Consider the following 20,382-nt stretch of genomic DNA (forward strand, 5'->3'; position numbering starts at 1 on the left):
GTACGCCGCTCAGGCGTTGGCGGTGATCTCGACGACGACCTGTTCCTGCGTCACCGACTTCACCGAGACGTCGAAGCCCTCGGCCTCTTCGGGCTGCTGGTCGCCGACCGGCACGGTGATGTTGTTGCCCTCGATCGCGAGGGTGACGGTCTCGCCCTCGACGCTGACGAGTTCGGCCTCCACGCCGAGGATCGAGGCGCTCGCCTCCACTCCGCGGTCGAAGGTGACGGTGCACGAGTTCACGCCGCAGTCGGTTTCGGTGTTCGTCCCGCCGCACGCGGCGACCGCGCCGAACGGCAGCAGGACGAGGGGGAGGATGGCCAGCTTCCGCCGGGCAAGCGAGTTGGTCATGAGGGGAGTCTATGAGGGCGGGGACCGCCGGTCGCCCTCCGGCAGGCTGAACTTCGCGGTGCGGAAGTAGTACCGCGCGGTGACACTCCCACCGTACGCCTCGGCTGGATCGCCGGGACGGGGCGTGATCTTCTTGACCGCGTGGAGGAGGACGCCGCGCGCGGGACCGGCGAGGGCTGTGGCGAGGGCTGCGGGGAGGGCTGCGGGGAGGGCTGCGGGGAGGGCTGCGGGGAGGGCTGCGGGGAGGGCTGCGGGGAGGGCTCGGCCGCGCCCGGCGGGCTCGTCGTCTGCGCCGCGCTGCGCCTGGAGGCCCGCGCGCTGCGACGGGGTCTGGCCGCCGCCCCGGTCGCGGTCGTCGGCTACCGGGCCCGCCGCCCGCCGCCCGCGTCCGGCGGCGTGCTCGCGGTGGTGGGGTGCGGCGGCGCGCTGGACGAGCGGCTGCGCCCCGGGGACGTCCTGGTCGCCGACGAGGTCCGGGGGCCCGGGCCGCCGCGGCGGTGCCACCGGCCGGACGCGCTGGCCGGGGCGATCGCCGCGGCACTCGCCCGGGAGATCGTCCGCGCACGTCCGGGGGCGGGGCCCGGCGTGGTGGTGGGGCCGTTGCTGACCTCCCCGAACGTCGTGGACGGCGCCGAGCGGGCCCGGCTGGCCGCGCAGGGCGCGCGGGGCGTCGACATGGAGACGGCGGTGCTCGCGGCGGCGGCTCCCGGGCGGCGCCTCGCGGCCGTCCGGGTGATCGTCGACGGCCCGCGGCATCCGCTGTGGCGTCCGGGGACGGCCGTCCGGGGCGTGGCCGCGCTGCGGGTCCTGGCGCGCCTCGGCCCGGCCCTCGAGCGCTGGGCGGCCGCACCGGACGGCCCGTAGCGCGTCAGGAGGGTTCCGGCGGTCCGGCGCCGGACGGGTTCAGGGGGAGCGGGGGAGCACGGCGGTCAGCCGAGCGTGCGAGCGGCGGCGGCGGAGCGCACCTCGGGCTCCTCGGCGACGTCGTGATGCAGGCGTTGCAGGCGCAGGCGCGTGTCGCGGGTGTGGGGGACGAACCGCGCGGCCTCCTCGCGGACGTCGGCCTCGCTGTCCCACAGCCCTTCGACGGCGTAGGACTCGGCGGTGTGCGGCGCGGTGCGTGCCAGCGCCCCCAGTACGCGGGGCCGCAGGTAGGCGTAGGTGGATTCGGTCCAGGCGGTCTTCAGCAGCGGGACGGCCTCACCGGCGCGCAGCCGCCCGAGTCCCTCGACGGGACTCGCCGCCCCGCCCCATTCGCGTTTCTCGACCGTCTCCCGCAGCTCGTCCATGAGGAGAGGGATGTCCTGCCGGGTTCCGTGGCGCGCGAGGAACCGCAGTCCCATGTCCTCGCACCCGCCCTTCGCCGCGGCCCACGCGCGCGCACGCGGCAGCGTCTCCTCCCCGTACTGCGTGAGCGCCCGGCACACCGCGGCGCCGAACCTGCTGGGACGTTCGGGCAGCATCTCCTCGGCGAGGTCGAGCAGCGCGGGCGTCCGCCTGCGGCCCAGCTCGAATATCGCCGCGATCGCGTCCGGGCCGCGCCGCCGGGCGGTCTCGAGCAGCTCGGCGTCGGCGCACGCGGCGGGGTCCGGCCCGTCTCCCGCGGGCGGTCGCTTCCCGCCCGCCGGCGCGGGCCGCCACGGGAAACCGGCCGCCCGCGCCCGCGCGCGATACCGCGCGCTCTCCCGCGCCAGCTCCCGGCTCCGCGCCAGCGCCGCGGCGATCCGCGGCTGCCGCACCGCCCACGCGTCGATCACGGGATTCGGGTCGGCCGGAATGAGATGGGCGAGATCGTCGTCGTCGCAGCGGGACGCGACGACCTCGTCCAGCCCGAGCGTCAGCGCGGGATCACCGAGCTCGACGAGTTCCACGAGGGCGTCGTGCCAGTGCGAGCCCTCCTCGGCGTACCGCCGCAGCGGCGCCGCGGCCTCCCGCCTGCTGAGCCGCACCAGGTCCGACAGCACCTCAAGCGCGAGCCGCACCCGCCACGGGTCGTCGTCGACATGGTCGGACGGATGGAACAGATGCCCGGCCACCGGCCCCGCCGGCAGCTCCAGATCGACCAGCAACCGGGCGTAGTACAGCCCCCGGGACTCGCACTGCGGGTCCCAGCGCGGATCCCTGCGGATGCAGTCGTAGACGTACTCGCCCGAACCGGGCCTGTCCGCCGCGCGGCGCGCGGCCCTACCGAGTCCTCGCTGCAGCTGACCGTGCAGCGTCCTCGCCGATTCCATCACGACCTCATTGCTCACCTCAGCAGAATGCGCACTGGACCAGATAACGGGCAAGTGCTTTACCGCAGGTCGTCATGTCCGTCACAACCGTGAGGGGGCGATCACAGCGTCCGCTGCGCCGCCCAGGACGCGTGCAGGTCCGCGTACACACCGGGCCGGGACGCCAGCTCCGCGTGCGGGCCGCGCTGCACGATCCGCCCCGCCTCGAACACGATGACCTCGTCGGCGGCCTCGGCCGTGGACAGCCGGTGCGCGATGGAGATCGCCGTGCGGCCGCGCGTCACGCCGTCCAGGGCGCGCTGGATGCGCACCTCCGTCGCCGGGTCGACCGCCGAGGTGGCCTCGTCCAGCACGAGCAGGTCCGGATCGGCGATGTAGGCGCGGGCCAGCGCGACCAGCTGCCGCTCGCCGGCCGACAGCGACTCGCCGCGCTGCCCGACCGGCGTGTCCAGCCCCCTGGGGAGCCCGTCCAGCCAGTCCGCCAGCCCCAGCTCGGTCAGCGCGCGCGCCAGCTCGTCGTCGGTCGCGTCCGGACGGCCGTACCGGATGTTGTCGGCGAGCGTGGCGTCGAACAGGAACCCGTCCTGCGGCACCATCACGATCCGTTCCCGCAGCGACGCGAACCGCACCCGGTCCAGCGGCACGCCGTCCACCAGCACCTGTCCGGACGCCGGGTCCATCAGCCGGGTGAGCAGCTTCGCGAACGTCGTCTTGCCCGACCCGGTCTGCCCGACGACCGCGACGCGGCTGCCGGGCTCGATCGTCGCGTTCACGTCGTGCAGGACGGGCGGCCCGCCCGGATACGCGAACCCGACGGACTCGAACCGCACCTCGATCGGGCCGCGCGGCAGCGTCTCGCCGTCCCCGCCCGGGTCCGCGACGTCCGGGACGACGTCGAGCACGCCCAGCACCCGCCGCCACCCGGCGATCGCGTTCTGCGCCTGGTTGAACACCTCGGTCGCGGTCTGCATCGGGCTGACGAACAGCGTCACCAGGAACAGGAACGCGACCAGCTCGCCCGCCGTCAGCTGCCCGGCGACGCCCAGGAGCACCCCGGCCACCACCACCGCGGCGGTCGCCACCGCCGCGACCAGCTCGCTGACCGGGAACGTCAGCGCCACCATCGCCTGCGCCCGCGTCTGCGCGACGCGGTGCGCGTCGACCGTCTCGTCCACGCGCCGCCCGGTGCGCTCCTCGACGGCGTGGGCGCGGATGACCGGCGCGCCCACCACCGACTCGCTGACCGCCGCGAGCAGGTCGCCCATCCGCTCCCGCACCCGCATGTACGCCGCGGAGATGACCCGCTGGAACCGGCGCAGCGCGAACGCCAGCGGCAGGAACGCCACCCACACCAGCAGCGCGAGCTGCCACGAGTACACCATCATCAGGACGCTCGCCACGACCAGCTGCCCGATCGAGACGATGAACATCAGCCCGCCCGACTGCATGAACTGGCTGATCTGGTCGACGTCGCCCGTCACCCGCGACACCAGCGACCCGCGCCGCTCCCCGCTCTGGGTGAGCATCGACAGGTCGTGCACGTGCCGGAACGCCTTCACCCGCAGGCTCGCCAGCCCGCCCTCGGACGTCTTGTACAGCCGCACGTTCATCAGGTACGACGCGACCGCCGTCACCAGCACCGCCACCGCGCACACCAGCACCGCCGTCCGGATGAACCCGATGTCGGGGCCGCCCGGATTCCCCAGGCCCTTGTCGATCGTCTGCTGGACGGCGATCGGCACGACCACGCGCCCCGCCGTCGACACCAGCGCCAGCAGCAGCGTCCCGGTCAGGCCCGCGGTGAACTCCGGGCTCAGCCGCAGCCCGCGCCGCAGCGTGCTCACCGCGCCCTCGGCGGCCGCGTCGTCGAGTCCCCGCGGCGGGGCGTCGATCGTCGTCATCTCAGGGCCTCCTCGCCGCCCTCGACGCCGGTGTCCTCGAGGTCCGGCCGTCCGGACCCGGTTCCCTCCGGCCCTGCCCGCTCGGCCTCGGCCCGCTCGGTCTCTGTCCGCTCGGTCTCGGCTTGGTCGGTCTCGGCTTGGTCGGTCTCGGCCTTCTCGTAGGCGTTCACGAGGTCGCGGTAGCCCTGGGACGTCCCCAGCAGTTCAGTGTGCGTGCCGCGTCCCGTCACGCGGCCGTGCTCGAGGTAGACCACCTCGTCGGCCAGCGCGATCGTCGCCTTGCGGTACGCGACGACGACCACGGTCGAGCCGCCCGCGCCGTCCGCGTCCTCGGTCCCCTGCTCGCGCAGGTTCCGCAGGATGCGCGCCTCGACCTGCGGATCGACCGCCGAGGTCGCGTCGTCCATCACCAGCAGCCGGGGCCGCCGGATCAGCGCGCGGGCCAGCACCAGGCGCTGCCGCTGCCCGCCCGACAGGGTCGCGCCGCGCTCTCCGACCCGGGTGTCGAGCCCGTCGGGCAGCGCCGCCGTGAACCCCTCGGCCTGCGCGAGCCGCAGCGCGTCCCAGACCAGTTCGTCCGGGGCGTCCAGGCCGAGCGTCACGTTGCCGCGGACGGTGTCGTCGAACAGGAACGTCTGCTGCGGGACGAGCGCCACCGTCTCCGCGACGCCCCCGCGGCGCAGGTCCCGCAGGTCGACGCCGTCCAGCAGCACCGAGCCGTCCGCCGGGTCCACCAGCCGGACGAGCAGCGACGTCAGCGTCGACTTCCCGGAGCCGGTCGGCCCCACCACCGCGACCGTGCGGCCCGGCTCCACCGCGAACGACACGTCGTGCAGGATCTGCCGCGGCCCGCTCCCGTTCCCGCTCGCGGTGCCGCTCAGGTCGGCGTGCTCGTCGGTCTCGTAGGCGAACCGGACGCCCCGGATCTCCATCGCCGCGGCCGCCGCGCCGTCCCCGCCGGGCGCCGCGGCCCCGTACGGCAGCGACCCGGTCGCGTCCAGCACGCCCCGGACCCGCTCCCAGCCGACGACGCTGCGCGGCACCTCCGCCAGCACCCAGCCGAGCGCGCGGATCGGCCACGACAGCAGCGTGAACAGGTACGCCACCTGCACCAGGTCGCCCGCGGTCATCGCGCCCGCCTCCAGCCGCAGCGACCCGATCAGCAGGACGGCCAGCACGCCCAGGTTCGGCAGCGCCTCCAGGACCGGGTCGAACAGGCCGCGCAGCCGGCCCACGGCGATGTTGGCGTCCCGCAGCTCGTCGGTCGCCGCCGCGAACCGCCGCGTCTCGGCGTCCTCCCGGCCGAGGGTCTTGACCACCAGGCCGCCCTCGAAGCTCTCGTGCGCCACTTCGCTGACCTCGGCGCGCAGCCGCTGCGCCCGCGTCGCGACCGGTGCCAGGCGGCGCTGGTACACCACGTTGACCAGCGCGATCGCCGGGAAGATCAGGAACCCGACGGCGGCGACCGCCACGTCGGTGACCAGGATCGACACCGCCGAGATCAGCAGCATGAACACCACGCCCACCGCCATCGGCAGCGGCGCGATCGGTGCCCACGCCGCCTCCACGTCGGCGTTGGCGTTGGACAGCAGCTGCCCGGTCGGGTGCCGGTGGTGCCACGCCAGCGGAAGCCGCAGGTACTGGCGGGTGACCTCGCGCCGGTACTTCGCCTGCATCCGGTACTGCATCAGCCCCGCGTAGAAGCGGCGCCCCGCCACTCCGAGGGCCTTGAGCGCCGCGACCCCGACGATCGCCGCCGCCCCGGCCGCGAGCGCGCCCGCCGCGGCCCGCCCCTCCTCGAACGCGGGGAGCACCACGTCCTCGGTCACCATGCCGAGCACCTGCGCCGTCGCCACGGTCATCGCCGCGTACAGCGCGCTGGCGATCACCGAGAGGGCGAACACCCGGGGTTCCGCCCGCACGGCGACCCACAGCACGGCCGCCCCCTCCCGGAGGACGGAAGGGTTGACGCGTTTCGACGCAGGTGGCACGGCGACTCCTCGATCACGGCGGCGCGCGGGTACGCCCCCGCGGGCGGGCGGCGGCGGGGGCGGGGCCCGAATATTCCCCAGCCATGTGGATACACCCCTTATTCCCGGTCCGTTCCCCGGGGCCTAGGATCGTCCAATGCGAAGCACCGCGCACGAAGGGCCGGCCCGCCGCGAGCGGCGGCTGCTGGCCGACGCGCTGGACGCGGCCGGTCCGGACGCCCCCACGCTCTGCGAGGGATGGGACGCCCGGGACCTCACGGCACATCTGGTCGTCCGCGAGGGGCGCCCCGACGCCGCCGTCGGGATACTGCTGCCCCCGCTGGCCTTCTACGAGCGGCGCGTCCGGGACCGGGCCGCGGACGCGTCCTACGACCGCCTCGTCGACCGATTCCGGCAGGGCCCGCCGAAGTACTCTCCGTTCGCGCTTCCGGGGGTGGAGGAAAACGCCAACGCCGTCGAGTTCTTTGTCCACCATGAGGACGTCCGGCGGGCCGGAGCCGGCGCCGAGCCCCGGGAGATCTCGTCCGATCTCGAGGAAGTCCTCTGGCGGAGGATAAAAATTGCCCGCTTTGTCCTAAGAAATGTTCACGTGGAGGTAACGCTCGTCCGGCCGGACGGGCAGGAGGCCCGCGTCTCGCGCGCCCCGAGAGGTGCCCGCGGCGGCGGCGCGGACGGCGCGGGGGCGGGTCCCGGCGGAGTGCGCGTACACGGCCCGGTCGGCGAACTCGTCCTCTGGACGCTCGGCCGCCGCGACGTCGCCGACGTCCGCCTCGAAGGCGACACGGACTCTGTCAAGAGCCTGACCGAGACCGGTTGGAGTCTTTAACGGGCAGGTAACGGCAAGGTTCGCCGAGAGGAGAAACACAGAGCATGTGGATCCTCCGCTTTACGTGGAACCGGTGATACGGTGGGGCGGTCGGTTGCAGTCGTGGTTCTCGATCGTTAGTCAGACGCCCGCGGACTGATGGCAGCGGGCGTTTTGGCTTTTCCGGGACCGTACCGGGAGCGAGGGCGTGCCGCAGCGACCGCGCCGGGCCCGCGAGGTGTGGGCCCATGTTTTGCCGCAAGGAGAAAGACATGCCCCAGCAGGGCACCGTGAAGTGGTTCAACGCCGAAAAGGGCTTCGGCTTCATCGCCGTCGACGGCGGAGGACCGGACGTCTTCGTGCACTACTCGGCGATCCAGAGCTCCGGGTACCGCACCCTGGACGAGAACCAGCGCGTCCAGTTCGAGGTGACGCAGGGTAACCGGGGTCCGCAGGCCGACCAGGTCGTCCCCCTGTAACACCCGAAGTCGTACGTCAGGGCCCGCCGCCCCGCTCCCGGGACGGCGGGCCCTTTCGTGTCTTCGCGTCCCTTCGCGCGTGCCGTGCCGCGCACCGCGCCGCAGCGGGCACAATGGAGACCATGCCGGTTCCACCGTCCAACCTGGACCCCAAGATCGCCGACCGCCTCAAGCGGAGCGCCGACGGCCTCGTCCCCGCCATCGCCCAGCAGTACGACACCGGCGAGGTGCTCATGCTCGGCTGGATGGACGACGAGGCCCTGCACCGCACCCTCACCACCGGCCGCTGCACCTACTGGTCCCGCAGCCGCCAGGAGTACTGGGTGAAGGGCGAGAGTTCCGGCCATCAGCAGTGGGTCAAGTCGGTCGCGCTGGACTGCGACGCCGACACCGTCCTGGTGAAGGTCGACCAGGTCGGCGCCGCCTGCCACACCGGCGACCGCACCTGCTGGGACGCCGACGTCCTGGACGCCGTCGTCGGGGAACGTCCCGCCGCCGGGTCATGACGCCGGGGCGGGAACGGGGGCTGGCCGCCCTGCTGTGCGCCGCGGGCGCCGGGCTCGTCCTGCTCGCGGCCGGGCGCACCTGGGCCACCGTCACGGCCGAAGGGGCGATCACCCCCTTCAGCCGTGAGCTGACCGGGGGCGACCTCACCGGCGCCCCCGGAGCGCTCGGCTGGGCGGGGCTCGCCGGCCTCGCCGCCCTGTTCGCCACCCGCGGCCGCGTCCGCGCCGCCGTCGGCGCGCTCATCGCGCTGTTCGGCGTCGGCATCGGCTACGCGGCGGCGACGGCCGCGCGCGGCTCCCACGTCGCCGCGGAGGCCGGTGACGACAGCGCCCTGCTGAAGCTCGCCGCCGACCCGTCCGTGCACGTCAACGCGTGGTGGACGGTGTCGGTCGCGGGCGGCGTCCTGCTCGTCGCCGCCGGGCTGATCACGCTGCTGCGCGGTTCCCGGTGGCCCGGCATGTCCGCTCGCTACGAGCGCACCGGCACCCGCGCGCCCGGTGCGTCCGGGCCGCGCCGCGCCCCGGCGGCCGACGACCCGTCCGCCATGTGGAAGTCCCTGGACCGGGGCGAGGACCCGACGGACGCCGACGAGCCCGACGAGCCCGGCGAGCCCGCGGAGCCCGGGGCGGCGGTGCGGGCCGAGGGGGACGTCCGGGACGGCGAGGGCGCGGTCCCCGGGAACGGCGGGTCGTGAGCGCGGGCGGCGGACGGCTGGTCCTGGTGGCCGAGCACGACGCCGCCGTCGCCGAACTGCAGCGCCGCTACCTCGCCCGCGAGGGCCTGCGGGTGCGGATCGAACCCGACCCCGGCCGCGCGCCCGCCGCCGCCGCGCGGGCCCGGCCCGCCGCCGTCGTCCTCGACCTCTCCGCGTCCGCACGGCCCGCCGACCTGTACCGCCGCACCGCCGACGCCGCGGAACCCGCGCCCGTCGTCGTCACCGGCGGCCCCCAGGACGGCCCCCGCGGCGCCGCGACCGGCCCGCGCCGCGTCGCGCGGCCCTTCGCGCCGCGCGTCCTCGTCGCGGCCGTCACCGACGCCCTGCGGGGCGCGGGGACCCGGCCGGGCACGGCGCCCGGACCGCTGCGCGCCGGCCCGCTCGCCCTCGACCCGCGCCGCCGCACCGCCGCCGTCGGGGAACGGCGCGTCACCCTGACCGGCACCGAGTCCGACCTGCTCGAGTTCCTGATGGCCAATCCCGGCCGCGTCTTCACCCGCGAGCAGCTCCTGGACGCCGCCTGGGGGCCCGGCGCGGGCGCCGGGAGCCGCACCGTGGACGTCCACATCGCCCAGCTCCGCGCCAAGCTCGGCGTGGGCGCCCGCCACGACGGCCCGATCCGCACCGTTCGCGGCGTCGGCTACGTGCTCGACGCCTGATCCCGCCGCCACCGGTCCCGGCGGCCGGTCCCGTCATCGGGACGCCGCCTGATCTACGCTGGGCGCATGACCGGGCACACGACCGCGCACGCGCACCCGCCGGCACCGCCCGGGCGCCGGGCCCGGGCCCTGCTGCCGCCCGCCGCCGTGCTCGGCGGCGCGGCCGCCGCCGCGACGCTCGTCGCGTTCGTGGACCCGAACGAGGCGGGCCACTACCCGTCCTGCCCCTTCCTGACGCTGACCGGGCTGTACTGCCCGGGCTGCGGCATGACCCGGATGGTGCACGCCCTGACGCACGGCGACGTGGGCGTCGCCTTCGGCCTCAACCCGCTGCTGTTCGTGCTGCTGCCCGTCTTCGGCTACCTGTACGGGCGGTGGGTCGTGCTCAGCGCGCGCGGGCGGCCCATGCGATCCGCGCTGTTCCGGTCCGTGCCCGTCTTCGCGCTCCTGGGCGTGATCGTCGTCTACTGGGTGCTGCGGAACCTGCCGTTCGCGCAGGCTCTCGCGCCCTGACCGGATCCTGACCGCCCTGCTGCGAAGAGCGTCCGGCGGGGCGGCTACGATCGGTGCACGGATCGACCTGAAATAGGGGGCCTGTCACCTTGAGTGTTTTGGACGAGATCATCGAAGGCGTCCGGGCCGATCTCGCCGACAGGCAGCGCGAGGTTCCGCTCGACGCCCTCAAGGAGAAGGCGGCGACCGCCCCGGCGGCCCGGGACGCGCTGGCCGCGCTGCGCGGCCCCGGCGTCTCGGTGATCGCCGAGGTCAAGCGCAGCAGCCCGTCCAAGGGCGCGCTCGCCGCCATCGCCGACCCCGCCGCGCTGGCCCGCGACTACGCGGCCGGCGGCGCCAAGGTCATCAGCGTGCTGACCGAGCGGCGCCGGTTCGGCGGCAGCCTCGCCGACCTCGCCGATGTCCGCGCCAGCGTCGACGTGTGCGTCCTGCGCAAGGACTTCATCGTCACCTCCTACCAGCTGTGGGAGGCCCGCGCGCACGGCGCCGACATGGCGCTGCTGATCGTCGCCGCCCTCGAGCAGGACGCGCTGGTGTCGCTGATCGAGCGCGCCGAGTCGATCGGGCTCGTCCCGCTCGTCGAGGTCCACACCGAGGAGGAGGCGGAGCGCGCGGCGGCGGCGGGCGCCAAGGTCATCGGCGTCAACGCCCGCGACCTGCGGACCCTGCAGGTCGACCGCGGGGTGTTCGCCCGGGTGGCGCCGCTGCTGCCCAAGGAGGCCGTCAAGATCGCGGAGTCGGGCGTGCGCGGCCCGCACGACCTGCTGTCCTACGCCTCCTCCGGCGCCGACGCCGTGCTGGTGGGGGAGAGCCTGGTGATCGGCCGCGACCCGCGCGCGGCCGTCGCCGACCTCGTCGCCGCCGGCGCGCATCCCGCGCTCCGGCAGAGCGGCTGACGGCGGACCGGTAGGGTACGGCCATGCAGGTCGAACCGCTGCACGAGCGATGGCGGGGCCGGTCCATTCCTCGCTGACCGGACACATCCCACACGCCACGACAGGACACGTTTCTCTCATGACCACCGATACCGCGGGCGCCGCCGTGCCCGACGCCCTGCCCGACGCGTCGGGCCACTTCGGGCCCTTCGGCGGGCGGTTCGCCCCCGAGGCGCTGATGGCGGCGCTGGACGAGCTCACCCGCGAGTTCGAGACCGCCCGGCACGACCCCGCGTTCACCGGCGAACTCGACGGGCTCCTCGCGGACTACGCGGGCCGCCCCAGCCTGCTGACCGAGGCGAAGCGGTTCTCCGCGCACGCGGGCGGCGCCCGGGTGCTGCTCAAGCGCGAGGACCTCAACCACACCGGCTCGCACAAGATCAACAATGTGCTGGGGCAGGCGCTGCTCACCCGCCGGATGGGCAAGACCCGGGTCATCGCCGAGACCGGCGCCGGCCAGCACGGCGTCGCCACCGCCACCGCCGCGGCCCTCCTCGGCCTTGACTGCACCGTCTACATGGGCGAGGTCGACACCGAGCGGCAGGCCCTGAACGTCGCGCGGATGCGGATGCTCGGCGCCGAGGTCGTCCCCGTCCGCACCGGCAGCCGCACCCTCAAGGACGCCGTCAACGAGGCGTTCCGCGACTGGGTCGCCAGCGTCGACCACACCCACTACTGCATCGGCTCCACCATGGGCCCGCACCCGTTCCCGATGATGGTCCGCGAGTTCCACCGGGTCATCGGCGCGGAGGCCCGGCGGCAGTGCCTCGAGCTGACCGGCGCGCTCCCGGACGCCGTCGTCGCGTGCGTCGGCGGCGGGTCCAACGCGATCGGCGCGTTCCACGCGTTCGTCCCGGACGAGTCCGTCCGGCTGTACGGGTTCGAGGCGGGCGGCGACGGCGTCGCCACCGGCCGGCACGCGGCGACGCTGACCGGCGGCTCCCTCGGCGTCATCCACGGCATGCGCACCTACCTGCTGCAGGACGAGGACGGGCAGACCCAGGAGACCCACTCGATCTCCGCCGGGCTCGACTACCCCGGTGTCGGCCCCGAGCACGCCTGGCTGCACCACTCCGGCCGCGCCGAGTACCGCGAGATCACCGACGCCGAGGCGATGGACGCGTTCGCGCTGCTGTGCCGCACCGAGGGGATCATCCCCGCCATCGAGTCCGCGCACGCGCTCGCCGGCGCCCTCAAGGTCGGCGCGGAGCTCGGCCCGGACGCCACGATCGTCGTCTGCCTGTCGGGCCGCGGCGACAAGGACATGCACACGGCCGCCACCCACTTCGGCCTGATGCCCGAAGGGGAGGGCCGGTGACCGCCAAGACCGCCTACGACAAGGCCAGGGCCGAGGGGCGCGCCGCGCTCGTCGGCTACCTGCCCGCCGGGTTCCCCACCCGCGACGGCGCCATCGACGCCGTGCGCACGATGGTCGACGCGGGCTGCGACGTCATCGAGATCGGGCTGCCCTACACCGACCCGATGATGGACGGCCCCACCATCCAGGACGCCGTGCACCGGGCCCTCGTCGGGGGCGTCCGCGTCGCCGACGTGTTCCGCACGGTCGAGGCCGTCGCCGCCACGGGCGTCCCGGCGCTCGTCATGACCTACTGGAACCCCGTCGACCACTACGGCGCGGACGCGTTCGCCCGCGACCTCGCGTCCGCGGGCGGGGCCGGGCTCATCACCCCGGACCTCACCCCGGAGGAGGGCGGCGACTGGCTCGCCGCGTCCGACGCGCACGGCCTCGACCGGGTGTTCCTGGTGGCGCTCAGCTCCACCGACGAGCGCATCGAGACGATCACCAGCCTGTCCCGCGGGTTCGTGTACGCCGCGTCGCTGATGGGCGTGACCGGCGCCCGCGGCGCCGTCGACACCGGCGCCCCGCGGCTCGTCGAGCGCACCCGCGCGATCATCGACAAGGGCGGCACGGACCTGCCCGTCGGCCTCGGCCTCGGCGTCGGCAACGGCGCCCAGGCGGCCGAGGTCGCCGGGTTCGCCGACGGCGTCATCGTCGGCTCGGCGTTCGTCCGCCGGCTCCTCGACGCGCCCGACCCCGCGGCCGGGCTCGCGAGCCTGCGCAGCCTCACCGAGGAGCTCGCCGCGGGCGTCCGCGGCGAGGCCTGACGCACGGGCCCGACCGCACGGGCCGGACCGCACGGGCCCGACCGCACCGAGGACGTCCCCGGGAACCGACCGCACGGCGGATCCCGGGGACGTTTCACATCCTTCCGGGAACCAACGGGCGGCCGGGATCGGTTGATGCTTGTGGGACCGCCGCACTCCCGTAAGGTGTGTTCGCCAGCGGAGGCGGTCCCGGAGGATCACGATGACGCAAGAGATGACGGCGGAGGAGCGCGGCGGCGCGGCGGCGAAGGCGCCGGCGCGGCCGATGTGGTTCCTGGCCGCGGCCTGGCTGCTGACGGTGGCCGGGCTCGGGATCTCCGGTTACCTCACGGTGACGCACTACGACGACGCGGCGCTCGTGTGCTCGACGTCGCAGACCGTCGACTGCCACTCGGTCACGACCAGCGAGTACGCGACCCTGCTCGGCATCCCGATGCCGTTCCTCGGCCTCGCCTTCTTCGTGGGCTTCGCGGTGCTGATCACCCCGTGGGCGCTGCGCTCGCAGTGGCCGCCGCTGCGGTGGGGACGGATCGCGAGCACCTCGGTCGGCGTGCTGTTCGTCGTCTATCTCGTGACCGTGGAACTCGCGCTGCTGCATAAGATCTGCCTGTGGTGCACCGGGGTGCACGTCATCGCTACCCTGCTTTTCATCCTCGTTCTGATCGACGAATTCCGGCGGATCGGCCAGGTCGACTAGCGGGACGACCGACCGAAGAGACCGGCGGGGACGACCGAACCGCCGGGACCGCGCCGCCCCATCCGGCGCGGCCCCCCACGCATAGGAGTGTCCATGAGCAAGGCCGCACGGGAGCGGTCCGCGCGGGAGCGCCTGGCCGCCGAGCGCAAGCGGCAGGCCGCGCGGGCGAAGCAGCGGCGGCTGCTCGCCATCGTCATCGGCTCGGTGGTCGCGGTGGCCGTCGTGGTCGTCGGCACCGTCCTGATCATCGAGCAGCGGAACAAGAACAACACCGCCGTCGCCTATGACGGCCAGCTCGCTCCGGTGAGCCGCCAGGACGACGGATCGATCGTCATGGCGAAGCAGGGCGTGGAGAAGCCGGTCCTGGAAGTCTTCGAGGACTTCCAGTGCCCCATCTGCAAGGACCTCGAAGAGTCCAGCGGCAAGACGATCAAGCAGCTGGCCTACGAGGGCAAGGTCAAGGTCGTCTTCCGGCCGTTCCACCTGTTCGGCCAGCAGCAGGACCCGATCAAGATCAACTCGCTGCGGTCGGCGAACGCGGCGCTGTGCGCGCCCGCCGACAAGTGGGTCTCCTACCACGACGCGCTGTTCGAGTTCCAGCCGCGCGAGGGCAGCGAGGGCTTCGCACCCGACGACCTCGTCAAGTGGGGTAAGGACATCGGCATCACCGACGCCGGCTGGGAGTCGTGCGTGCGCGACATGGAGCAGGAGTCCAAGGTGCAGCAGATGACGAACTACGCGCTCCAGCAGCGCGGCGTCGAGGGCACCCCCGCGCTGTTCCTGGACGGCCGGCCGATCGACAACGGCGTCGCGATGAACCCCGCCACGCTCCGCGCCACCGTCGACGCCGCCGCGGCGGCCCCCGCCGCGTCCCCGAGCGCGTCGCCCTCCGGATCCCCGTCGGGGTCGCCGTCCGCGTCGCCGTCCGAGTCCGGCGAGGGCTCCGAGGGCTGACCGTCCCGTCCCGTTCGCACGCCGACGCGCGCCGCACGCCCCGCCGACACGGGGAGTGCGGCGCGCGTCGCAGCGTGTGAGGGAGGTCTCCCGTCGGTACGCTCGGATGTGCTGCGACAGTCAGGCCGATCGGGGGATCGAAGCATGGCCGACAATGAGCGTTCCGCGCGGCGGCGGCTCGCGGACGAACGTGCACGGGACGCCGCCCGCACGAAACGGCGGCGGCTGCTCCTGACGGTGCTCGGCGGCGTCGCGGCGGCGGCCGTCGTGGTCGCCGTCGTCGTCATGGTGACGGGCCGCCAGGACGGCCCGGACCCGATCGCCGAGTACGACGGCACGCTCGCCCCGGCGACCCACCAGCGGGACGGGTCGGTCGCGATGGCGAAGCAGGGCGTGAACGCGCCCGTCCTGGAGATCTACGAGGACTTCCAGTGTCCCGCCTGCCGCGCCATGGAGGCGCGTCTCGGCGCGACGATCAAGGATCTGGCCGCCGAGGGCCGGGTGAAGGTCGTCTACCGGCCGTTCCAGCTGTTCCAGCAGGATCCGCTCATGGGCAACTCGCGCCGCGCCGCGAACGCCGCGGCCTGCGCGCCCGCCGGCAAGTGGGTCGCCTACCACGACAAGCTGTTCACCCACCAGCCGCCGGAAGGCGACGAGGGCTTCACGCCGGACGAACTCGTCACGTGGGCGGGCGAGGTCGGGATCACCGGGCCGCAGTTCGAGACGTGCGTGCGCGGGATGCAGAAGATCGAGCAGGTCGAGGACGCGACCACCGCCGCGGGCCGGGCCGGGGTCGACTCCACGCCGTACCTGGCGCTGAACGGCCGCAAGCTCACCGGTGACGCGCTCACCCCCGAAGGCCTGCGCGACGCGGTCGCCGGAGCCCAGGGGACCACCCCGACGCCGACCGGCAGCGCGTCCGGCGGCATGTCGGGCAACGCGTCCGGCGCCGGACGGGACGGCGCCGGGACCGGCACCGCCGCGATGCGGGCATAGCGGGGCACGTGCGCGCGCCGGAGGCGGTAACGTCAACGCCCATGCAGCCGCTCGCCTACATCCCGAGTCCCTCGCAGGGCGTCTGGCACCTCGGGCCCGTCCCGATCCGCGCCTACGCCATCATGATCATCATCGGCATCGTCATCGCCGTATGGCTGGGCGAGCGGCGCTGGGCCGCCAAGGGCGGCCAGCCCGGCACGGTCATCGACGTGGCGGTGTGGGCCGTGCCGTTCGGCCTGGTCGGCGGCCGGATCTACCATGTGATCACCGACTACCAGCGGTACTTCGGCGCGGACGGCGACCCGCTGCGGGCGCTGGAGATCTGGGAGGGCGGGCTCGGCATCTGGGGCGCGGTCGCGCTCGGCGCGGTCGGTGCCGCCATCGGCTGCCGGACGCGCGGCGTGTCCCCCCTCGCCATGGCCGACGCCGTCGCGCCCGGGATCGCGCTGGCCCAGGCGATCGGCCGCTGGGGCAACTACTGGAACCAGGAGCTGTACGGGCGGCCGCTCGACACCTTCTGGGCGCTGGAGATCGACCGGGACAACCGGCCCCGCCTCGCCGACGGCGTCACGCTCGACCCCAAGTACGCCGACATCGCCACCTACCACCCGACGTTCCTGTACGAGTCGCTGTGGTGTCTGGGCGTGGCGATCCTCGTCATCTGGGCCGGGCGCCGCTTCAAGCTCACCCACGGCCGCGCGTTCGCGCTGTACGTCGCCGCGTACACGGTCGGCCGGTTCTGGATCGAGTCGCTGCGCATCGACGACGCCCACGAGATCCTCGGCATGCGGCTGAACGGCTGGACGTCGATCGTCGTGTTCCTCGCCGCGGTCGGCTACATGTACTGGGCCCGCGACCGCACCGGCCCGGAGAACGTCGGCGCCGGGCCCGACGGGGACGCCCCGGCCGGCGACCCGGAGAAGCGCGCGGACGCGAAGGAACCCGGTACGGGCGAGAAGCCGGAGAAGGCCGGGGAAGCCGGGCCGGACAAGGGCGCGCCCGCGGACGCGAAGCCCGAGGACGGCGAGCCCGAGGACGGCGGCCCGCAGGACAGGGCCCCCGAGGACGACGAACCCGTGGACGAGACGCCCGAGACCGACGGGCCCGCGGACGGCGAGGCCGCGCAGCCCGAGGACACGGCGCCCGCGGACGGCACGGCCGGGGAGACCGGGGACGAGATCCCGGACGGTGAGCCCGAGGACGCCCGTCCCGTCCGGGACGGGAAGTAGGCGGTGGCCGGGCGGTGACGGCGGAGCACCACCATCGGCACCGCGACGTCACCGGCGGCTGGCTGCGGCCCGCCGTGTTCGGCGCCATGGACGGGCTGGTGTCCAACTTCGCGCTGATCGCGGGTGTCGCGGGCGGGTCGGAAAGCCAGAAGGTGGTGCTGCTGGCGGGCCTGGCGGGGCTCGCCGCCGGGGCGTTCTCGATGGCGGCGGGGGAGTACATCTCCGTGGCGTCCCAGTCGGAGCTGGCCGAGGCCGAGATCGAGGTGGAACGGCTGGAGCTGGCACGGCACCCGGCCTCCGAGCAGCGGGAGCTGGCGGAGGTCTTCGAGTCGCGCGGCGTGGACCCCGAGACGGCCGCGGAGGTCGCCCGGCAGCTGTCGCGCGACCCCGACGAGGCGCTGCAGACGCACGCCAAGGAGGAGATCGGGGTGGCGCCGGGGGAACTGCCCTCCCCGCTGCTGGCGGCCGTCTCGTCCTTCCTGTCGTTCGCGGTGGGCGCGCTGCTGCCCGTCCTGCCGTACCTGCTGGGCGCGACGTCGCTGTGGCCCGCCGCGGCGGTCGCCGCGCTCGGGCTGTTCGCCGCCGGGGCGCTGGTGTCGCGGGTGACCACGCGCGCCTGGTGGTTCGGCGGCCTGCGGCAGCTCGCCTTCGGCGCCGCGGCCGCGGCGATCACCTACGTCGTCGGCGCGCTGATCGGGACCAACGGCGTTTGACGGGCTCGTGCGCCGGAACCGAAACGTGACCTTGAGCCATCGCGACGGACAAAACCTCCTTTCCGGCCCGCGAGGTGCGCTCCGACCGCTAAGCTCCCGGGCGTGATCGAGGCACGTGACACTGGTTCCCCCGGGACGGCGCCCACGGGCGGACGGGACCGCCCGCCCGAGAAGAACGCCAAGCCCGGCTCGAAGGGACCCTCCCCCAAGCTCCTGTTCGGCGCGGCCGCCGCGCTCGTCCTGGTGGTCGTCGCGGTCGTCGCGGTCGTCCTGGTGACGGGCGGCGGCGAGGAGAAGGCGCCGGCCGTCGCGAAGGTCGTGCCGACCGCCTACACGCCGGACTACAACGGCGGCGGGTTCGCGCAGATCGCCGACCGGCGGACGGACCAGCGGGCGATCACCGAGGCCGAGGCGTTCGGCGGGGACGCCAAGACCATCCAGAGCGGCCGGTACACCTTCACGCAGGCCGGTGCCCAGTTGACCGACTGCAAGAGCGCCACGTGGGGCGACAGGCTCCAGCAGGACCTGGCCGCGCACGGCTGCACGCAGATCGGCCGGGCCGCCTACGTCAGCGCCGACAAGAAGGTCGTCGGCCAGTTCATCGTGATCAACATGAAGGACAAGGCGGGCGCCGACCAGATCATGCGGAGCCTCGAACCCGGTGCGAACGCCGGTTGGATCGTCCCGCTGAACCCCGATGGCGCTCCGGCCTTCGGCGCGGGGTTCAGCGCCGCCTACGCGCGCAACTACGGGCACTACGCCGTGGTCACGTGGGTCCAGGAGGCGGGCGGCGGTCAGGGGGCCACCCTGAACGAGCTGATCGACGCGAGCCTCGCCGTGGAGAAGCCCGCCGACTTCCTGTGGGCCCGGCTGGGCCTGGCCGACGAGGCGGCGCAGTGATGCGGGCCGGGACGCGCGTGTCTCCGGCGCGCGGGCAGTAGTCTGCGCGATCGTGGAGTTCGATGAGCCCGGCCGCCGTCCCGGCGGCCCACGCCGCGCCCCGGTGAACCGCCCCGCCCCGCGCCAGCCGGCCCCGCGCCGCACGTCCGGACGGACGGGCGCGGCGCCCCGGCGGCCGCGCCCGGCGGGCGGAGCGGGCCGCGGCGGCCGTCCCGGCCCCGCACCCCGCCAGGTTCCGTCCGCGGACCCCGGCTTCACCGACCGCGGGTACGGCGACCGCGGGTACGGCGACCCCCGGTACGCGGATCCGGGCTACGTGGAGCCCCGGTACGGGAACCCCGGCTACGCCGACGACCATGCCTACCAGGACGCCCCGTACCCGGAACAGCCGCCCGCCCCGCCCGGCGCCCGCAGGGGCGGAAAGGGCAAAGCCGGAAAGGGCAAGGGCGCCGCGAGGAACGCGAAGGGCCCCAAGGGCGCGAAGGCCCGCAAGGGCGCGAAGGCCGGGAAAGGACGCCGTCCCGCGAGCGCACCGGTCGCGGGGTTCCACGCACCCCGCGACTCCGACGGGGCGGGGCCGGGAGGCCGTTCGCCGCGCGGCGGTCCTCCGGTACCGCGCAACCTCGCCGCGCTCGGACCGAAGGCGTACTTCGCCGCGGCCGGCGCGCTGGCCGCGGTCGTCCTCCTCGGATTCGGCGCGCTGGCGATGACCGGCGGGGCGGACGGCACCGACGCCCGGGGTGCGGCGCTCCCGCCGGTGGGCACCGCGGCCGAGACGGGGCCGTCGCCGACCTCGTACTCGAACTCGCCCTCGTCGGAGGCGTACGCGGGGATCGGGGCCCGCGAGGCCGACGCGGAGCCGCTGACGATCGAGGAGGCGTTCCCGAAGGGCGCGCAGACCCTGCAGGTCCCGGAGACCGACCTCGAACTGGAACTGGCGGCGAAGAAGCTGGACGGCGACTGCGCGGCCGCCGTGTGGGGCGCGAGCGTGGCCGCCGACCTGCGCCGCGGCGGCTGCAGCCAGGCCGTCCGCGGACTGTACGCCGACGCCGACGGCGGCTACGGGATGGCGGTCGCGGTGTTCAACCTGGCGTCCGCGGCCGACGCCGACCGGTTCGTCGCGACGCTCGGCGAGGTGCGCGGCGGCGGGTTCGTCCGGCCGCTTCCGGCCGAGGCGGCGCGGGCGGAGTTCGGCACCGGCTTCAGCATGGCGCGGGGCCTGGCGCAGGGCCACTTCGCCGTGGTGTCGTGGTCGGCGCGCCTGGACGGGACGGGCGACGCGTCGGACGAGGCGCTGCTGTCGATGCTGATCGAGGGCGGGAAGGCCCCGGCGGTCCTGGCCCGCGCGGCCCGCGCGGCCGAGTGACCCTCCGGCACGACCCGGCGCCCGGAATGTCGCGCGATGTCCGGGACGTTAGTTTGGCCGGACGGCCCGACGACAACGTACAGTGACGTCGGCGGCACCGATGTCGAGGGATTCGGCGCCGTATGACCGATAAGTTACGGGCTAAACATGGCGGACCGGTGATGATCCTCACCAGCCCGCACGGAGCGTCGTGCCCGGTCGTAGCCGGTAACCTGGTCTAAACCACTTGAAATGACATGTGCCGATCCGGGCTGAGAAGTTTCGCGATCCGCCACAGTCGGGCATGATCCCGGCAGTGATGTAATGTCAT

Annotated in this window: 21 protein-coding genes; 17 read left to right on the top strand and 4 right to left on the bottom strand. The window is 74.4% G+C overall.

All coding sequences use genetic code 11. The features are described 5' to 3' along the window. Positions 1–9 precede the first annotated feature (9 nt). Positions 10–351: a hypothetical protein gene (locus F7P10_RS37220; RefSeq protein ID WP_151016735.1), complete on the bottom strand. Its 342-nt coding sequence runs from the start codon at positions 349–351 to the stop codon at positions 10–12. Positions 352–492: 141 nt separating this feature from the next. On the opposite strand from F7P10_RS37220, the gene F7P10_RS37225 reads away from it, so the two are divergent. Beyond that, positions 493–1,215: a 1-hydroxy-2-methyl-2-butenyl 4-diphosphate reductase gene (locus F7P10_RS37225; protein WP_151016736.1), complete on the top strand. Its 723-nt coding sequence runs from the start codon at positions 493–495 to the stop codon at positions 1,213–1,215. 65 nt (positions 1,216–1,280) lie between these two features. On the opposite strand, the gene F7P10_RS37230 is transcribed toward F7P10_RS37225, so the two are convergent. The 3 genes from F7P10_RS37230 to F7P10_RS37240 form a co-directional block, all read right to left on the bottom strand. Then, the gene (locus F7P10_RS37230; protein WP_254716221.1) at positions 1,281–2,603 is read right to left on the bottom strand and encodes a hypothetical protein; all 1,323 of its coding nucleotides are present in this window, start codon (positions 2,601–2,603) and stop codon (positions 1,281–1,283) included. 83 nt (positions 2,604–2,686) lie between these two features. Continuing rightward, positions 2,687–4,486, bottom strand: coding sequence for an ABC transporter ATP-binding protein (locus tag F7P10_RS37235; protein ID WP_151016737.1), 1,800 nt, complete (start codon positions 4,484–4,486; stop codon positions 2,687–2,689). Further along, positions 4,483–6,477, bottom strand: a complete 1,995-nt coding sequence (locus tag F7P10_RS37240; protein ID WP_151016738.1) for an ABC transporter ATP-binding protein — start codon at positions 6,475–6,477, stop codon at positions 4,483–4,485. Before F7P10_RS37240 ends, F7P10_RS37235 begins: the two co-directional genes overlap by 4 nt. A gap of 136 nt (positions 6,478–6,613) precedes the next feature. Here F7P10_RS37240 and F7P10_RS37245 point away from each other — a divergent pair, with 136 nt between their 5' ends. The 16 genes from F7P10_RS37245 to F7P10_RS37320 all read left to right on the top strand — a co-directional run bounded on the left by F7P10_RS37245 (position 6,614) and on the right by F7P10_RS37320 (position 20,072). Continuing rightward, a complete protein-coding gene (locus tag F7P10_RS37245; RefSeq protein ID WP_151016739.1) occupies positions 6,614–7,303 on the top strand; it encodes a TIGR03085 family metal-binding protein in 690 nt (229 codons plus the stop codon). Positions 7,304–7,554: 251 nt separating this feature from the next. Next, complete coding sequence (locus F7P10_RS37250) at positions 7,555–7,761, top strand: cold-shock protein (protein WP_018657218.1); 207 nt, start codon at positions 7,555–7,557, stop codon at positions 7,759–7,761. 122 nt (positions 7,762–7,883) lie between these two features. Continuing rightward, positions 7,884–8,267: a phosphoribosyl-AMP cyclohydrolase gene (gene hisI / locus F7P10_RS37255; protein WP_218040244.1), complete on the top strand. Its 384-nt coding sequence runs from the start codon at positions 7,884–7,886 to the stop codon at positions 8,265–8,267. Continuing rightward, positions 8,264–8,962, top strand: a complete 699-nt coding sequence (locus F7P10_RS37260) for a TIGR02234 family membrane protein (RefSeq protein ID WP_151016741.1) — start codon at positions 8,264–8,266, stop codon at positions 8,960–8,962. The genes hisI and F7P10_RS37260 overlap by 4 nt, the downstream gene beginning before the upstream one ends. Continuing rightward, the gene (locus tag F7P10_RS37265) at positions 8,959–9,642 is read left to right on the top strand and encodes a response regulator transcription factor (RefSeq protein WP_151016742.1); all 684 of its coding nucleotides are present in this window, start codon (positions 8,959–8,961) and stop codon (positions 9,640–9,642) included. Before F7P10_RS37260 ends, F7P10_RS37265 begins: the two co-directional genes overlap by 4 nt. 66 nt (positions 9,643–9,708) lie before the next feature. Then, positions 9,709–10,155 (top strand): DUF2752 domain-containing protein, encoded by a 447-nt coding sequence (locus F7P10_RS37270; protein ID WP_151016743.1) that lies wholly within the window; start codon positions 9,709–9,711, stop codon positions 10,153–10,155. Between the two features lie 89 nt (positions 10,156–10,244). Next, positions 10,245–11,051 (top strand): indole-3-glycerol phosphate synthase TrpC, encoded by an 807-nt coding sequence (trpC, locus tag F7P10_RS37275; RefSeq protein ID WP_151016744.1) that lies wholly within the window; start codon positions 10,245–10,247, stop codon positions 11,049–11,051. 118 nt (positions 11,052–11,169) lie between these two features. Continuing rightward, positions 11,170–12,408, top strand: coding sequence for a tryptophan synthase subunit beta (gene trpB / locus F7P10_RS37280; protein WP_151016745.1), 1,239 nt, complete (start codon positions 11,170–11,172; stop codon positions 12,406–12,408). Continuing rightward, positions 12,405–13,217 carry a tryptophan synthase subunit alpha gene (trpA, locus tag F7P10_RS37285; protein ID WP_151016746.1) on the top strand — a complete coding sequence of 271 codons (813 nt, stop codon included), beginning with the start codon at positions 12,405–12,407 and terminating at the stop codon, positions 13,215–13,217. Before trpB ends, trpA begins: the two co-directional genes overlap by 4 nt. Before the next feature lie 202 nt (positions 13,218–13,419). Beyond that, on the top strand, positions 13,420–13,914 hold the full coding sequence (locus F7P10_RS37290) for a vitamin K epoxide reductase family protein (protein ID WP_151016747.1): 495 nt from the start codon (positions 13,420–13,422) through the stop codon (positions 13,912–13,914). 93 nt (positions 13,915–14,007) lie between these two features. Further along, the gene (locus F7P10_RS37295) at positions 14,008–14,868 is read left to right on the top strand and encodes a thioredoxin domain-containing protein (protein ID WP_151016748.1); all 861 of its coding nucleotides are present in this window, start codon (positions 14,008–14,010) and stop codon (positions 14,866–14,868) included. Positions 14,869–15,012: 144 nt separating this feature from the next. Continuing rightward, positions 15,013–15,864 carry a thioredoxin domain-containing protein gene (locus F7P10_RS37300; RefSeq protein ID WP_151016749.1) on the top strand — a complete coding sequence of 284 codons (852 nt, stop codon included), beginning with the start codon at positions 15,013–15,015 and terminating at the stop codon, positions 15,862–15,864. 41 nt (positions 15,865–15,905) lie between these two features. Then, complete coding sequence (gene lgt / locus F7P10_RS37305; protein WP_151016750.1) at positions 15,906–17,093, top strand: prolipoprotein diacylglyceryl transferase; 1,188 nt, start codon at positions 15,906–15,908, stop codon at positions 17,091–17,093. A 14-nt stretch (positions 17,094–17,107) separates the two neighbouring features. Then, the gene (locus F7P10_RS37310) at positions 17,108–17,806 is read left to right on the top strand and encodes a VIT1/CCC1 transporter family protein (RefSeq protein ID WP_254716222.1); all 699 of its coding nucleotides are present in this window, start codon (positions 17,108–17,110) and stop codon (positions 17,804–17,806) included. A 102-nt stretch (positions 17,807–17,908) separates the two neighbouring features. Continuing rightward, positions 17,909–18,706: a hypothetical protein gene (locus F7P10_RS37315; protein WP_151016751.1), complete on the top strand. Its 798-nt coding sequence runs from the start codon at positions 17,909–17,911 to the stop codon at positions 18,704–18,706. A gap of 52 nt (positions 18,707–18,758) precedes the next feature. Beyond that, a complete protein-coding gene (locus F7P10_RS37320; protein WP_151016752.1) occupies positions 18,759–20,072 on the top strand; it encodes a hypothetical protein in 1,314 nt (437 codons plus the stop codon). Positions 20,073–20,382 lie beyond the last annotated feature (310 nt).

Origin of the sequence: Actinomadura sp. WMMB 499 (assembly GCF_008824145.1) — a bacterium.
Taxonomy (GTDB): domain Bacteria; phylum Actinomycetota; class Actinomycetes; order Streptosporangiales; family Streptosporangiaceae; genus Spirillospora.

Coding starts and splice junctions, on each gene's coding strand:
- hisI (WP_218040244.1), top strand. CDS start 7,884: ATGCCGGTTCCACCGTCCAACCTGGACCCCAAGATCGCCGACCGCCTC.
- F7P10_RS37235 (WP_151016737.1), bottom strand. CDS start 4,486: ATGACGACGATCGACGCCCCGCCGCGGGGACTCGACGACGCGGCCGCC.
- F7P10_RS37260 (WP_151016741.1), top strand. CDS start 8,264: ATGACGCCGGGGCGGGAACGGGGGCTGGCCGCCCTGCTGTGCGCCGCG.
- trpB (WP_151016745.1), top strand. CDS start 11,170: ATGACCACCGATACCGCGGGCGCCGCCGTGCCCGACGCCCTGCCCGAC.
- F7P10_RS37290 (WP_151016747.1), top strand. CDS start 13,420: ATGACGCAAGAGATGACGGCGGAGGAGCGCGGCGGCGCGGCGGCGAAG.
- F7P10_RS37300 (WP_151016749.1), top strand. CDS start 15,013: ATGGCCGACAATGAGCGTTCCGCGCGGCGGCGGCTCGCGGACGAACGT.
- F7P10_RS37295 (WP_151016748.1), top strand. CDS start 14,008: ATGAGCAAGGCCGCACGGGAGCGGTCCGCGCGGGAGCGCCTGGCCGCC.
- F7P10_RS37245 (WP_151016739.1), top strand. CDS start 6,614: ATGCGAAGCACCGCGCACGAAGGGCCGGCCCGCCGCGAGCGGCGGCTG.
- F7P10_RS37220 (WP_151016735.1), bottom strand. CDS start 351: ATGACCAACTCGCTTGCCCGGCGGAAGCTGGCCATCCTCCCCCTCGTC.
- F7P10_RS37250 (WP_018657218.1), top strand. CDS start 7,555: ATGCCCCAGCAGGGCACCGTGAAGTGGTTCAACGCCGAAAAGGGCTTC.
- lgt (WP_151016750.1), top strand. CDS start 15,906: ATGCAGCCGCTCGCCTACATCCCGAGTCCCTCGCAGGGCGTCTGGCAC.
- F7P10_RS37270 (WP_151016743.1), top strand. CDS start 9,709: ATGACCGGGCACACGACCGCGCACGCGCACCCGCCGGCACCGCCCGGG.